Source organism: Polymorphospora sp. A560 (assembly GCF_045781765.1).
Taxonomy (GTDB): domain Bacteria; phylum Actinomycetota; class Actinomycetes; order Mycobacteriales; family Micromonosporaceae; genus Polymorphospora; species Polymorphospora lycopeni.
Genome location: NZ_CP122282.1, coordinates 532,282 through 546,074 on the forward strand (window position 1 = coordinate 532,282; position 13,793 = coordinate 546,074).

The 13,793-nt window shown below is 69.7% G+C and carries 16 protein-coding genes and 1 pseudogene; 12 read left to right on the forward strand and 5 right to left on the reverse strand.

Annotated features, from left to right (window positions below):
- Nucleotides 1-7: 7 nt before the first annotated feature.
- From QCD66_RS02505 to QCD66_RS02525, 5 genes are all read left to right on the forward strand, one after another.
- Nucleotides 8-922: an aminoglycoside phosphotransferase family protein gene (locus QCD66_RS02505; RefSeq protein WP_375735533.1), complete on the forward strand. Its 915-nt coding sequence runs from the start codon at nucleotides 8-10 to the stop codon at nucleotides 920-922.
- 94 nt (nucleotides 923-1,016) lie between these two features.
- Nucleotides 1,017-1,619, forward strand: a complete 603-nt coding sequence (locus QCD66_RS02510) for a helix-turn-helix domain-containing protein (protein ID WP_375735532.1) — start codon at nucleotides 1,017-1,019, stop codon at nucleotides 1,617-1,619.
- A 3-nt stretch (nucleotides 1,620-1,622) separates the two neighbouring features.
- Nucleotides 1,623-1,994 carry a hypothetical protein gene (locus QCD66_RS02515; RefSeq protein ID WP_375735531.1) on the forward strand — a complete coding sequence of 124 codons (372 nt, stop codon included), beginning with the start codon at nucleotides 1,623-1,625 and terminating at the stop codon, nucleotides 1,992-1,994.
- Nucleotides 1,991-2,914, forward strand: coding sequence for an ABC transporter ATP-binding protein (locus QCD66_RS02520; protein ID WP_375735530.1), 924 nt, complete (start codon nucleotides 1,991-1,993; stop codon nucleotides 2,912-2,914). Before QCD66_RS02515 ends, QCD66_RS02520 begins: the two co-directional genes overlap by 4 nt.
- A complete protein-coding gene (locus tag QCD66_RS02525) occupies nucleotides 2,911-3,708 on the forward strand; it encodes an ABC transporter permease (protein WP_375735529.1) in 798 nt (265 codons plus the stop codon). Before QCD66_RS02520 ends, QCD66_RS02525 begins: the two co-directional genes overlap by 4 nt.
- A 105-nt stretch (nucleotides 3,709-3,813) precedes the next feature.
- Here the strand turns inward: QCD66_RS02525 and QCD66_RS02530 are convergent, their stop codons facing one another.
- Nucleotides 3,814-4,173 (reverse strand): hypothetical protein, encoded by a 360-nt coding sequence (locus QCD66_RS02530; protein WP_375735528.1) that lies wholly within the window; start codon nucleotides 4,171-4,173, stop codon nucleotides 3,814-3,816.
- An 86-nt stretch (nucleotides 4,174-4,259) separates the two neighbouring features.
- The gene (locus QCD66_RS02535) at nucleotides 4,260-4,997 is read right to left on the reverse strand and encodes an aminoglycoside phosphotransferase family protein (RefSeq protein WP_375735527.1); all 738 of its coding nucleotides are present in this window, start codon (nucleotides 4,995-4,997) and stop codon (nucleotides 4,260-4,262) included.
- Nucleotides 4,998-5,237: 240 nt separating this feature from the next.
- On the opposite strand from QCD66_RS02535, the gene QCD66_RS02540 reads away from it, so the two are divergent.
- Genes QCD66_RS02540 through QCD66_RS02550 form a run of 3 tightly spaced genes read left to right on the forward strand, consistent with a single transcriptional unit; the run spans nucleotide 5,238 to nucleotide 7,251 of the window.
- Nucleotides 5,238-5,618 carry a YciI family protein gene (locus QCD66_RS02540; protein ID WP_364210071.1) on the forward strand — a complete coding sequence of 127 codons (381 nt, stop codon included), beginning with the start codon at nucleotides 5,238-5,240 and terminating at the stop codon, nucleotides 5,616-5,618.
- On the forward strand, nucleotides 5,615-6,010 hold the full coding sequence (locus QCD66_RS02545; RefSeq protein ID WP_375735526.1) for a YciI family protein: 396 nt from the start codon (nucleotides 5,615-5,617) through the stop codon (nucleotides 6,008-6,010). Before QCD66_RS02540 ends, QCD66_RS02545 begins: the two co-directional genes overlap by 4 nt.
- Nucleotides 6,007-7,251: an RNA polymerase sigma factor gene (locus QCD66_RS02550; protein ID WP_375735525.1), complete on the forward strand. Its 1,245-nt coding sequence runs from the start codon at nucleotides 6,007-6,009 to the stop codon at nucleotides 7,249-7,251. Before QCD66_RS02545 ends, QCD66_RS02550 begins: the two co-directional genes overlap by 4 nt.
- A gap of 48 nt (nucleotides 7,252-7,299) precedes the next feature.
- Here the strand turns inward: QCD66_RS02550 and QCD66_RS02555 are convergent, their stop codons facing one another.
- The 3 genes from QCD66_RS02555 to QCD66_RS02565 all read right to left on the reverse strand — a co-directional run bounded on the left by QCD66_RS02555 (nucleotide 7,300) and on the right by QCD66_RS02565 (nucleotide 9,415).
- Nucleotides 7,300-7,989, reverse strand: a complete 690-nt coding sequence (locus tag QCD66_RS02555) for an alpha/beta fold hydrolase (RefSeq protein ID WP_375735524.1) — start codon at nucleotides 7,987-7,989, stop codon at nucleotides 7,300-7,302.
- A gap of 358 nt (nucleotides 7,990-8,347) precedes the next feature.
- Complete coding sequence (locus QCD66_RS02560; protein WP_375735523.1) at nucleotides 8,348-8,845, reverse strand: YcxB family protein; 498 nt, start codon at nucleotides 8,843-8,845, stop codon at nucleotides 8,348-8,350.
- Between the two features lie 177 nt (nucleotides 8,846-9,022).
- Nucleotides 9,023-9,415: a hypothetical protein gene (locus QCD66_RS02565; protein WP_375735522.1), complete on the reverse strand. Its 393-nt coding sequence runs from the start codon at nucleotides 9,413-9,415 to the stop codon at nucleotides 9,023-9,025.
- Nucleotides 9,416-9,500: 85 nt separating this feature from the next.
- Between QCD66_RS02565 and QCD66_RS02570 the strand changes: the two genes are divergently transcribed.
- From QCD66_RS02570 to QCD66_RS02585, 4 genes and pseudogenes are all read left to right on the forward strand, one after another.
- On the forward strand, nucleotides 9,501-10,409 hold the full coding sequence (locus tag QCD66_RS02570) for an aminoglycoside phosphotransferase family protein (RefSeq protein ID WP_407566982.1): 909 nt from the start codon (nucleotides 9,501-9,503) through the stop codon (nucleotides 10,407-10,409).
- Nucleotides 10,410-10,912: 503 nt separating this feature from the next.
- Nucleotides 10,913-12,562 (forward strand): ribosomal protection-like ABC-F family protein, encoded by a 1,650-nt coding sequence (gene abc-f, locus QCD66_RS02575; RefSeq protein ID WP_375735550.1) that lies wholly within the window; start codon nucleotides 10,913-10,915, stop codon nucleotides 12,560-12,562.
- A 221-nt stretch (nucleotides 12,563-12,783) separates the two neighbouring features.
- Entirely contained in the window at nucleotides 12,784-13,617 is an 834-nt protein-coding gene (locus QCD66_RS02580) for a phytanoyl-CoA dioxygenase family protein (RefSeq protein ID WP_375735520.1), read from the forward strand.
- Between the two features lie 108 nt (nucleotides 13,618-13,725).
- Nucleotides 13,726-13,785: pseudogene (locus QCD66_RS02585) on the forward strand (hypothetical protein); the annotation flags it as partial.
- Nucleotides 13,786-13,793: the final 8 nt, after the last annotated feature.

The following is a 13,793-nucleotide window of genomic DNA, read 5'->3' on the forward strand; positions in this document are numbered from 1 at the left end:
GCTCCGCATGACCCATGCCGAGATCGAGATCACCGCGGAGCTGGTCCGGGACCTGGTACGCGACCAGCACCCCGACCTCGCCGATCGACCGGTCCGACTGGGCGCGCGTGGATGGGACAACCAACTGTGGCGGCTCGGTGACGACCTGGCCGTCCGGCTTCCCTGGGCGACCGGGTCCGCGGACGCGCTGCTGCGTAACGAGCACGCCTGGATGCCCACGCTGGCCCCGCGCCTTCCGCTGCCGGTCCCCGTCCCGCAGCGATTCGGCGAGCCCTCCGAACGCTTCCCCCGGCCGTGGCTCGTCACCACCTGGGTTCCGGGCACGCCTGCCGACCGTGCCCCGGCCAGTCGGGCCGCAGACGCCGCCGAATCCCTGGCCACTTTCCTGACGGCTCTTCATCAACCCGCGCCCAGTGGCGCGCCCGCGGGCCGCGACCGTGGGGGGCCGTTGACCGACCGAGCCGAGGGATTCGCCGGAGGGCTGACAGCCGCCACCGAGCGGGGACTGATCAACGACCCGGATGCGGTCCGCGCCGTCTGGCACGACGCGGTGACCGCGCCGCAATGGACGGGCCCGGCGCTGTGGATCCATGCCGACCTGCACCCGGCCAACGTCCTCACCGCCGACGGCACGTTCTGCGGTGTGATCGACTTCGGTGACCTCTGCGCGGGCGATCCGGCATACGACCTCGCCGCCGCGTGGCTCCTGCTGCCGGATGAGGCCACCGAGCATTTCTACGCGGCCTACCAGCCGACCCCGGACGCCGCCACCATGCGCCGCGCCCGAGGTTGGGCGATGGCGCGCGCCCTCGGCGGCATCCTCATCGGCGACGCCGGCGTTCACGGCCGCCCGGGCGGCAAGCCCACCTGGGGCCCACCCGCCCACGCCGCCCTGCAACGCCTCATCGCCACGATCGGCTGACCGCGGCGGGTACGACCGGACCCGCGGTAACGATCTGTGTGCGGCAGCGACGTGGATTCTCATTATCGAGAGTGATAACGTTGCTCTCGTGGAGATGTCGAGAGAGCGTTGGGCCGAGCTGGCGCTACACCCGGTGCGGATCCGGATCCTGCGGGCGGTCGCGGGCGCCCGGCTGACCACGCATGACCTGGTGGAGCTGCTGCCCGATGTCCCGCAGGCCACCCTGTACCGGCACGTGGCGATGTTGGTCAAGGCAGGGCTGCTCGACGTGGTCGAGGAACGCAAGATACGCGGCGCCGTCGAGCGGGTGTACGCGCTGCCCGAACACGGCGCGACGCTGGACGCCGCGGCCCTGGCCACGGCCACGCCGGAGGACCATGCGCGCTACTTCACGGCGTTCGTGTCGAGTCTGCTGTCGGAGTTCTCCCGCTACCTCGCCCGGGAGCGGATCGACTTCACCGCCGACGGGGTCGGATACCAGCAACTCGTGCTGCACCTGACGGATGCCGAGCTGGGCGAGTTCGCCGCCGGCTTCAACGCGCTGGTCGGGCCGTTGCTCGGCAATGGGCCCGGCAACGGGCGGACACCACGGCTGTTGGCGACCGTGCTGATGCCGGCCGACCGGCCGGCGGCCACCGGCGACGACAAGCAGGTACCGGGGCCGGTGAACGACTCCGGTACGACGAAGGGGGAATGACTGATGGCATCCGTCACGGTAATCGGCGATGTGATCGACATCCGCTTCACCGGATGGGAGCGGCTGTGGATCGGGCGGGAGCGGCTTGCACTGCGTCTCACCGCGGTGCGGCACGTCGCCCCGGTGGACAACCCTCTCCGTCTGGCCCGAGGCGCCCGGCGGGGGTACGTGGTGTCGGGCTTCGCCAAGGTCGGTGTCTGGGGTTTGTTCGGTGGTCCCCGGCAGCTCGTGGCGGCCCGCCGAGGCGAGCCCGGGCTGCACCTGGTTCTGGACCGGGCCGCGGCGGGCGGTGAGTTCGACGAGGTCGTACTCTCCACCCCGGCCGCGCCGGTCCTGGCGGAGACGATCGGGCGTGCGCTGGCGGCCTGCGGATGACCGGCGACCGTCTGACGATCGAGGTGTCGCGCCTGACGAAGCGCTACGGTGATGTCACCGCCGTGCGCGATCTGAGCTTCACCGTGGAGCCCGGTGTGGTCACCGGGTTTCTCGGCCCGAACGGCGCCGGCAAAACCACCACGATGCGCATGATGACCGGGCTGGTGTCGCCTACCAGCGGCACTGCCACGATCGGCGGGCAGCGGTACGACCGGTTGGCCAGCCCGTCGCGCACGGTCGGTGCGGTGTTCGACACCAACGCGTTCCACCCCGGCCATTCCGCCCGCGACCACCTGCGCGTCTACGCCGCGATGGGCGGCTATCCGGACAGCCGGATCACCGAACTGCTGGACCTGCTCGGCCTCGCCGAGGCCGCCGACCGTCGTACCCGCGGGTTCTCCACCGGCATGCGGCAACGGCTCAACCTCGCCACGGCGCTGCTCGGCGACCCCCGCGTACTGCTGCTCGACGAACCCGGCAACGGCCTGGACCCCGAAGGCCTGTCGTGGCTACGCGGCCTACTGCGCCGGCTGGCCGACCAGGGCCGCACCGTCCTGATCTCCAGCCACGTGCTCAGCGAGATCCAGCAGCTCGTGGATGATGTGGTGGTGATCCGGCACGGCGAACTCGTCGCCACGGGGCCGTGGTCCCGGCTCGCCGGCCCGCCAGCGGTACTGATCACCTCACCCGACGCCGACGTCCTCGCCGTCGCCTTGGCGACCAGCCCGGCCAGCGGCGGCACCGCCTCGTCCGTCGAAGCCGTCGGGCCTGGCCGGCTGCGGGTGCGTGGGCTGGACGCGCCGAGCATCGCCGACCTCGCCGCCGCGCACCGCCTACGGGTCCACGAGTTGGTCACCGAGAACCCCAGCCTCGAACAACTCTTCCTCCACCTGACCACCGGCAAGGCGGCCACCCGATGAAGCTTCTGATCAAAGCGGAGTTTCGCCGGCTGCTGGCCACCCGGATGTGGGGCGGGCTGCTGCTCGCCGCCGCACTGCTCGGCGGCGGCCTGCTCGGCACCATGGCGCTGGTCGGCCCGGAGAACTTCGACCCACCGATGCCCGGGCTGGACACCGAGGCCGGCCTCCGCTCGATCCTCGGCATCCTCGGCTACACGGCATTCGTGCCGGCCGCCGCCGGCACCCTCGCGGTCACCTCCGAGTACCGGCACCGCACGGCCGCTGTCACCTTCATGTTCGCGCCGCGCCGAGGTCAGGTACTCGCCGCCAAACTGGCCACCTACACGGTCGTCGGCCTCGCCTACGGGCTCATCCTCGCGGGTACGGGCGCATTGGCCCTGTTCACCGTCGCCACCGTTCGCGGCGTTCCACTCGGTCTGCCAGCCACCACCGTGTTGACGCTACTCGCCCGCATCGCCCTCGCGATGGTGGTGTATCTCCTCATTGGCGTTGGCATGGGCGCCCTCATCCGCAACCAGGTCGCGGCCCTGTGCGTCGTGATCGGCTATCTGTACCTGGGTGAGCCGGTGTTCATGATGATTCCCGGCGTCAACACGCTCTACCCGGTCCTGCCCGGCGGAGCCACCGCCGCGTTGACCGACTTCACCTACCTCGCCGACGCCATGTCCGAACAAGTCGGCAGTGACGTCGTCCAACTCCTCTCACCGGCCGCCGGCGCCCTCCTACTCACCGCGTACGCGCTGACCGCCTCGGCGATCGCCGTGATCGTCTCCATGCGCCGCGACATCACCTGACCGACGCGGCGGTACTGGCCCCGTACCGCGCAACGACCAGCACTCACACCGTGAGTCAACCCGTGACCGAGTCGGTGAGCCCGCCCGGCGGCATACGTCGGCGGCTCACCGATCTACGGTGGGAAGGTCCTCGCCGCTGATCACGAGGCATCTGAACATGTCGCCGAGGACAGTTCGTTGGTGTTCCGTGAGCGGGTTCACGAACACCGCAACACCAACATCCGCAACCCGCACCGCTTGCGCGATCTCGCGCGCTTTGCCGGGGCTGACCAGCGTCCGCCGCGAGAATGGCTCGGTCGTCCTGGCCGCGCCGCCGTGCGAAACGCCCCGCCGCTGGACGTGCCGGCCCACGACCCGCCCACCATGTGCCGTCACCGAAGCCGCCAGCCGATCGAGCTTCGCACCGAACTCCCTGTCCTTCGCCGAGAACAGGCCCACGAGCAGCACATCGGCGCCCGCCAGCACACGCCCGGCCGGATGACGAGGCGCTGGAGGAGATGACCCGCTCGATGCGGCAGAACGGCGCTCGTGGGCGCCGGGCTGGTGCGGCCTCACATTCGGGACCTCAGCACGTCGACCTCGCAGCCGGGCGAGGACGGGTCGAAGCCGTGCTCGACCAGCCAGCGGACCGCCAGCAGGCTCCGCAACGACCACCATGCGCGGATCACGTCGAGGTCGACGTCGGTGCCGTAGCCGGCCACGACGTCGCCAAGGTGCTCCTCGTGTCCGAGCGTCAAGATGGCGAGGTCGTGCAGGGCATCGCCCTGCGCCGCCTCGGACCAGTCGATCACGCCGGTGATCTCGTCACCGTCGACGAACACGTGGGTGACCTGCAGGTCGCCGTGCGTGAACACCGGTTTGTACGGCCGGAGCGCGGCCTCGGCAACCTCGCGGTTGCGGGTGACCAGGTCGGCGGGTAGGACACCGTTCGTGACGAGCCACTCGCATTCGCCGTCGAGGCGCGATGTGAGCTCGTCGAGGCTCCGACCGGGCCACGGTGGCAGCGGCGCGTCGTGCAGCATCCGTACGGCGGCACCGGCCGCGGCCCAAGCCGCCGACGACGTGGCCGACGGCTCGCCGAGGCGGCCGAGTGCCCTCCCTGGGAGGGCGGCGAGCGCGAGCACGGGCGGCTTCCGCCACAGGATCTGCGGAGTCGGGATCGGCGCCAGAGCCATCGCCTCGACCTCGACGTCGGTGCGCGTCTGATCGGCGTCGATCTTCAGGAACACGTCACCGACACGCAGGGTCGCGCACTCGTGATGAGCGACGACGACCTCGACCTCTTCCACGTGGGCAGTTTCGCGGAAACGACCAGCGACGTCACCGGGTTATCGCGTGCGACCGCGTACCGGTCGAAGTGCGGAGGTCGATCCTGTCCTCGGTCACTACGCGGGGACTGTCTTGAGAAGAAATTTCCGGGAAGGTGTCGTATCAAGGCGCAGCCGCTCGTGGAATTGGTGCGGCGGTCGGCCGGGCCGCACGCGAGGAGTCGGGAAAGGCCCTCGTCCGGGGACCGAGAGGAGACGACCATGACGGAGTACATGATCACCTTCAACGATGAGTGGGTGCCCGAGCACACGGCGGAGGAGTTGCGCGAGAAGGCCACGGCCGTCCGGGCCGTGGTCGAGGAGATGCAGGTCGACGGTGTCCTGATCTTCACCAACGGCGGACTCGACCGGTCCACCGCGGTCTGCAGTGTCGAGCCGGTCGACGGCAAGCCCGTCTTCACCGACGGCCCGTACGTCGAAACCAAGGAGCACCTCGGCGGCTTCGTCGTCGTGGACGTGCCCGACGACGCGGCGGCGCGATACTGGGCCGGCAGGCTCGCGACCGTGCTCGACTGGCCGCAGGAGGTGCACCGGTTCCGAGGTCCCGGGCAGACCCGGCGTAACGACTCCGGGGAGAGGTGAGCACGGTGCCCAGATACCTGCTGTCCGTCTACGGACCGGCCGAGCACACCGAGTTCGGCACCTACCCCTCGAAGGAGGCCATGCTGCAGGCGTTCGCCGACACCGGCGCCTTCAACGAGAGGCTCAAGAGAGACGGTCACCTCGTCTTCGCCGACGGCCTGGAGCCCGGAGAGACCGCCACCACCGTTGACGGCCAGGGCGCGAAGCCGACCTTCACCGACGGGCCCTACCTGGAGACGAAGGAACACCTCGGCGGCTTCTGGGTCATCGAGGCGCCCGACCTCGACGTGGCCCTGGCGCTTGCCGCCGAAGGGTCGAAAGCGTGCCGCGGCACGGTCGAGGTGCGCCCCTTCCGAACCGGGGAATCCGTCCGAACGCTGCTGGAGCCGTGACCGGTCCCACCGTCGAGCAGGCGATCATCCGCGTCCACCACGAGGAGTGGGCGCGGCTGGTCGCCAGCCTCGCGCGTCGCTTCGGCGACCTCGACGTCGCCGAGGAAGCGACCGCCGAGGCATTCGTAGCGGCCGCGGAGCGGTGGCCGCACGAGGGCGTACCGCCCAATCCCGGCGGTTGGCTCGCCACCACCGCGACCCGCAAGGCGATCGATCAGCTCCGTCGCGAGTCGCAGCGCGACGCCAAGCACCAGGCGGCCCGGATGGTGTACGACGACACCCCTCCCGAGCCGACCGGCCCGGTCGAAGACGACCGGCTCAGGCTGGTCTTCACCTGCTGCCACCCCGCGCTCGCGATGGAGGCCCGGGTGGCGCTCACCCTGCGCCTGCTCGGCGGCCTCACCGTCTCCGAGATCGCCCGCGCCTTTCTGGTGCAGGAGACCGCGATGGCGCGACGGATCACCCGAGCCAAGGCAAAGATCAAGGCGGCACACATCCCGTACCGGGTGCCCTCGGCCAACGACATCCGCGAGCGGCTCGCCGGGGTGCTCGCCGTCGTCTACCTCGTCTTCAACGAGGGCTACCTCGCCAGCGAGGGGGACGACCCGACGCGCGTCGACCTCACCGACGAGGCGATCCGCCTCGGCCGCCTGCTCCGAGCTCTCCTTCCGGACAACGGCGAGGTGGCCGGCCTGCTCGCCCTGATGCTCCTCACCGACGCCCGGCGGCTGGCGCGCGTGTCCCGCACCGGCGAGCTGGTGACCCTCGACGAGCAGGACCGCGGCGCATGGAACCGCACCCTCATCGCCGAAGGCAACGCCCTGGTCCGCGAGCGGATCGAGGCGGTGGCGGCCGGCGGTGACCCACCCGGGCGCTACCAGCTCCAGGCCGCCATCAACGCGGTCCACACGAACGCCCCGACCTCCCGAGACACCGACTGGTCCGCCATCGTCGCCCTCTACGGCCGCATGGTGCTGCTCGACCCCTCGCCGATCGTGCGGCTCAACCGGGCGGTCGCGGTCGCCGAGGTCGACGGCCCCGGGGTCGGGCTCGCCGAGATCGACCGGCTCGCCGAGGTCCTCGACGGCTACCACGCCTTCCACGCCGCGCGCGCCGACCTGCTGCGGCGCCTCGGACGCGGCGGCGAGTCGCGGGCGGCGTACGACCGGGCCATCGGTCTCGCCGGCAACCCTGCGGAGCGGGCCTACCTCACCCGCCGCCGCGACCAGCTCGTCGGCTGACCGACACGTGGAGCCAGCCCGTCGCCGGCAATAGCGGATGGGCGCCGATCACTCCGTGAGGAATGCGATCAGGGCCCTGAGGTACTCGTCCGGAGCAGTCTGGTGAACCAGATGGCCGGCCGCGATCGTCGTCAGCCGGGCGTCGGCCAAGCGATCGGCGAGTTCGGCGAGGTGCTCCTGGGGGATTGGGCTCGCTGTTCCTCCCCCGATGAGCAGGGCGGGTGCCGTGATCCGGGCGACGATGTCGGCCCACCCCGGATCTGGATCGTCGATCTCGGGTCGGATCTGCTCCACCATGTGCCAGTCGAAGGGCAGATCCCCTGCGGGACGGTCGGGAAGCCCCGGCGGTCGAGGGTGCGGGTAACCGATGTCCTCAAGCACGAGTCTGCGGACGTGTGCCTGCCGTTCGGCGGCGACCCCGCAAGCCACCAGACCGCCGAGGGAATGGCCGACCAGGTCCACCGCGCCGATGTGTAGCTGGTCCAGGATGCCGATGACGTCTTGCGTGAACAATTTCAGGCTGTACGTGCCGGGCCAGCCGCTGGCACCGTGGCCGCGCAGGTCGACGGCGTACACCGTCCGCTGAGCACAAAGGCCCGAGGCGATCACGTCCCAGTCGCAGGCGGTCTTTCCGGTGGCATGGAGCAGTACGGTGGGCGTCTTGTCCATGTCGGCGGCTTGCCATACTCGCAGGGAGAAGTGCAGTTCCCCGACTGCGATGTCCATCAGCTCAGGCACACCCTGAGCCTCGCCAACCGTCGCCTCCGAATTCAAGACATTCCGCCGTGGGCAGACGCCGCACGTCATCCAGGCAGATGCGGATACCGAAGCCGGCTTTTAACAGGTGGACCTGCACGCTTCGCGGCTGCCGTCAGGGCTGCGATGCCGGATGATCCCCTGAGTGGCCGCTATCGATCTACTGAAGGCCGACCCGTACCTTGACCGGCTGGCCTGCGCCGCTGGCTGACGATGACGTACGCCGGCACCAGAGCGGTCGGCGGGGTGGTCGCCACGTCGGTCGAGGAGCCGAGCCGCGGCCTTCCTGGTCGCTGGGCTCGGCAGCGAGAGCCCACACGCTCGACGTGGGGCAACGAGTTCATCGAGACTGGAGCAGCCCACGTTTGGCCATGAAGGCTCGCAACGCCTCGTCATCCTCGGCGGACATCAAGCGGCGTGGGATCACGGTCGCCGGCATCCGGCCGACATACACGATCCAGAACTCAGGGGTATCCGTTACCTGGGCAACCCCGTCCCAGGCAATGCCGCCGGACTCCGAGCCGCTGCGCATCATGATGTTGTCGTCGGTGATGTCGTAGGCGCCCTCGACGGCGTAGCCACTGGAACGGCGCTGGGCGCGCCACCGTACCCACGGCGCGTACAGCATCGACAGCAGGCCACCCATGACCATCGGCATGCACAGCAGCGAGACCTGGTCGCCCCACGCGGACCCCCGCGAGACGGCGAGACCGATCGCCCCGACCGCCGCCAGCACTGCGCCGATATATCCGTACTTGCGCAGCCGAACACTGCTGAGGGCAGCGGCCACGCGGCCTGGGTAGGCGGGATCCGCCGGGACGTCGAAACGGATGTGCACGCCAGAACGATAGTGCCCCGACCCACGCCGGGCAGCGCCTGGCTCGCGTCCCGCTGGCCGGATCGTCGGGCCCGCCCCTTGTCAGCGGCGCTCACCGGCCGCGGCCTGCGGGGCTCCGCCGCTGATTCCGATGCATCCGAGCCCTGTCGCCGGGTGTGTGATGGCTACGGCCGCAATTCATCGATCAAAGATCAGGATCGCTGGATCCAGGGGCTCTCGTACGTCTGCCGGACGCGTCACCTTCCCGTCCTGAGGGTCGTAGACGGTGAGTTCGTGCCGTTGGGCGAGTTCGTCGACCAGCCGCAATGCCGGGTCGCTGCGTTCGCCGAAGCTCAGGCACATGCTGACGTGATCGATGCCGACGTCAAGGGGAGTCGTCATCCATGGAGAGTCCTGATCGTGGGGCGAGAAGTCCGGGTACCGGACGCGGAGGGTCTCGTAGAACCCGACGATGCGCTCGTCCAAGTCGCCCTCGGGGTGGTGCGGGCTGCGACAGCGGTCCGCCGTAGCCCGTATCTCGGCATCGGTCGCGCACTGGTCGACGGCGAGCACGACAAGATCGAAACCCATGGGCACATGCTGCGCTACCGGTACCGACATGTCGAGTACGCGAAATCACTGGCCTGCCATGACATTCATCGGAAAGATCCCCGACGTGACGCTGCACGACAACGAGGTTCCGATCGACGAGGCGGTTGTCAGGTCGCTGCTGGAGGCGCAGTGCCCGGAGTGGACCGGCCTGTCGCTGGCGAGGGCGGGCGCGGGTACGGACAACGTGATGTACCGGCTGGGTGACGATCTGCTCGTGCGACTTCCGCGAACGGCTGACAAGGCGCGGTCCGTACGGAAGGAGCAGGAATGGCTTCCCCGTCTGGCGCCGCTGCTCGCGTGTCCGATCCCGGAGCCGGTCCATGCCGGCACGCCCACCACGGCATTCCCGCTGTCCTGGTCGGTCTACCGCTGGCTCGACGGGAACGAGACCCAGCCGGACACCGTCCAGGACTGGGCCACCTTCGGAACCGACCTGGCGGCATTCGTACGGGAACTCCACACCATCGACCTGATGGGAGCCACTCACACAGGCGATCTCAGCTGGTACCGCGGCGGCAGCCTGCAGGCCTGCGACCAGTGGATCAGCACGTGTTTCGAAGACTGCCGGACCATGATCGGTGAAGAACTCGATGTCGACGCCCTGAAACGGCTGTGGGACGACGCGCTCGCCCTGCCCGAGCCCTCCGTGCCACACGTATGGCTCCACGGCGACCTCAAGCCCACCAACCTCCTCGTACAGGAGGGCGCACTTCACGCGGTCATCGATTTCGGGGGACTGTCGGTCGGTTATCCCGACGCCGAGCACTCCACCGTCTGGGACCTGCCGCACCAGGCACGGCAGGCCTACTGGAACGCCTTGAACCTTGACGATCGGACCTGGGCTCGCGCCAGGGCCTGGGCCATTGCGGTCGGCGTGAGCGGAATCTCCTACTACTGGCAGACGTATCCCGCGTTCGTCGCCGAATGCCGAGCCCGACTTCAGGCGATCGTCGCTGACGCCGCTGCACGTTGAGCGGCATCGTCGTCGGCAACCATTCGGCGCACTGCGCCGCCACCTGTGGCCAGGCAGCGGCTGTGTCCCGTGACAGGCGGTCGACAGCAGGTCACGACGCCTGACTCCGGGGGTATCACGAGGGGCACACGACCCGGCTGGGTGGTAGTCCAGGTTGGGTAAAGACCGGCAGCCACCCGTCCGCGCATAGCCTGACATCGGGGCAGAACGGGCCTGGCCGTGGACGTCCCGGCCGCCACCGCTAATCCGTTCGTGGCACGGCCGGCTCTGCTACCGTAATGATCGTGGGTACGCTGAAGCTCTAGTACGGGACGCCGCGTCGAGCCTCCTCCGGGGTGGGTCCTATGCGCGCTGCCCAGCCACATCGCTGGCCGCGCGAGGTTCCCGTACATTCGCGCGCTCGATCAAGCGCGTCTTCCGCGACGGCAGCCATTCTCGCCTGCGCGTCGCGGGGAGGAGCTCTCGTGACCCACACTTCCCCTTCCCCGTCCCGGCAGCACCGGGTGTGTGCGATTCGCGGCGGGGCCGTCCGGTTCGCCGAGCAGGTCGTCCTGGCCGAGATCGATCTCGTGGTCGGCCCGGCCGAGCGGATCGCCGTGATCGGCGACAACGGCGCCGGTAAGTCGACGCTGCTGCGCGTACTCGCGGGCACCGTGCAGTTGACCGCCGGTGAGCGGGCGGTCGAACTGCCCGGCGGCATCGCGTTCGCCGAACAGCAACCCCGGTTCCGGCCCAGCGCGACCGTCACGGACGCACTCGACGACCTGCTCGCCGACATCCGTGAACTCGAGGCCGAGATTCAGCGCACCGCTGAGCGGCTCGCGCAGGCGGGCCCCGACCAGCGAACCGTGCTGCTCGCGCAGCTCAGTACCGCCATGGACCGGTTCGAGGCCCGCGACGGGTATCAACTCGACCGAAGAGTCGATGCCGGCCTCGATCGGCTGGGGCTGGGCGGCCTCGACCATTCCCGGCCCGTACACACGCTCTCCGGCGGCGAGCGGGCGCGACTGGCGCTCGCCGCGGCACTGGCGTCCGAGGCGGAGCTGCTGCTGCTCGACGAACCGACCAACGATCTCGACGACGCCGGCATCGCCTGGCTGGAGGAACGCCTGGCCGTGCACCGCGGCGCGCTGGTGGTCGTAACCCACGACCGCGTACTCCTGGACCGTCTCGCGACCGACATCGTGCACGTCGAGGGCGGCGCGCTGCGCCGATACGGCGACGGCTACACCGGATACCTCACCGCACGCGCGAGCGAACGGCGCCGACTGCTGGAGGAGTACGAGGCATGGCGACAAGACCTCGCACGTCAGGAGGCCCTCGTCACCGCCAACGCCTTCCGGCTCGACGCCATACCGCGAAAACTGGAACGTGCGTCCTTCGGCCACGGAGCGTTCCGGGCACGCGGCCGGGACCACGGCGCGATGGGGCGTATCCGGATGGCAAAGGAGCGGATCGCCCGGCTGCGCACGGACCCCGCACCACGACCCGCCGATCCTCTCCGGTTCACACCAGCGTTCACCGAGCCGGCGGCCGGCGCCGCCGACGAGAAGGCCGTCCTGATCCGTGCGGAAGGTGTCCGCCTGGACGACGACGGGCCGAGGCTGCGGCTGGACGCGCTCGAAGTGTCGGCGGGGGATCGGCTGCTGATCTCGGGACCCAACGGCGCCGGGAAGACGACGCTGCTGCACGTGCTGGCGGGCGAGCTCGCACCGCAGCGGGGAAACCTCTGGCAGCGACCCGGCATCCGCATCGCCTGGCTGCGGCAGGACATCACACACGGCTCTCGAGCGACGCTCCTCGACGCCTTCGCCGCCGCCACCGGCGCATACCGGGACGCCGCCGACGAACTGCTGCGGCTCGGCCTGTTCCACCCCGACGACCTGCAACGGCAGGTGGCACAGCTGTCGGTCGGGCAGCGCCGACGCCTTGAAGTCGCGCTCGCCGTCACCCGTCCCAGCGACGTCCTCCTGCTCGACGAGCCCACCAACCACCTGGCTCCCGAACTTCTCGAGCAGATGGAGGAAGCCTTGCGCGACTACACCGGCGCCGTAATCACCGTCACCCACGACCGACGGTGGCGCGAGCGGGCAGGCGGTTCCGCCATGGTGCGGCAGGTCCATGTGGCACCGGGCGGCTTCGTGATGCCTTGATGGACAAGCCGGACGCGGGCCGCGTGCCCCACGAGCCGGAACTCGGGATGGTCGACGATGCCGGTGTCCACGTGTTTGCTCCATTCGACGGTCAGACGGAGTGCCGAGATCATCAGGCCTCCGTCCGACGTCAACCTTGGTCGCAGCACCGGTGGCACCCGACAAAAGCGGCGCGGAGAATGTCGGGTGATCGAGACCGGCACCGCCGCACGATGGGGGGCATGGATGACACGACCTTGGTATCCCGCTTTCTTCGCGACGGCTTCGTAAAGCTGGAGGGCGCCGTTGCGCCGCGCGTGGCAGCGGACTGCGCGCGGCTGCTGTGGCGGGAGACGGGCTGCGACCCGGACGATCCAGCGACGTGGACGCAGCCCGTGCACTGGGTGCCCGGCATGGCGCAGGGGCCGTTCGCCGCTGCTCCAAACTCCCCGTTCCTCCATCACGCGTACGACCTGCTCGTCGGCGCGGGACGCTGGGAGCCGCGCTACTCGCTGGGCACGTTCCCGCTGCGCTTCCCGCACGAAGAGGAGCCGGACGACGCGGGCTGGCACATCGAGGGTAGCTATCTGCCGGAGGGCGAGAGTTGGTACTTCACCAATGTGCGCTCCCGCGGCAGGGCACTGCTGATGCTGTTCCTGTTCAGTGAGGTCGGTGAGAAGGACGCCCCGACCCGGATCCGGGTCGGCTCCCACCTCGACGTGCCGAAGGTGCTGGAGAAGTATGGGGAAGATGGAGCGAGCGGACTGGCCCTTGCGCCCGACCTGGTGGCGGCGTCCGAGCACCGGCCGCTCGCCCTCGCCACCGGATCTCCGGGCGACGTCTTCCTGTGCCACCCGTTCCTGGTGCACGCGGCGCAACCGCACCACGGAACGCGGCCTCGCCTCATGGCCCAACCGCCGCTGATGCCAGCCGCACCGTACGAACTGGAGCGGGCCGACAGCGCATACTCACCCGTAGAGATCGCGATCCGTCGGGGTCTCGGACAGGATGCCCTCGGTCCGGACGGGGACCGCACCGACCGCGGCGCCGGGGCGACTTGCTCCGTCCGTTCCTGAGCGCTTGGCCAAGGTCTTGTCGGAAACCTCGGGGAGCCAGAGGCCGGTTGGCAGGCACGGCAGGGCGGGCTACGTGCGTCGGAGGCGGGGTTGGCAGTGGTTCTGCGAGTGAGTGGCCGCAATGCCCGGTTCCAGCAGTGGAAAGCTCTCCTCGGCAATCGGACCAAGCGGCAGCG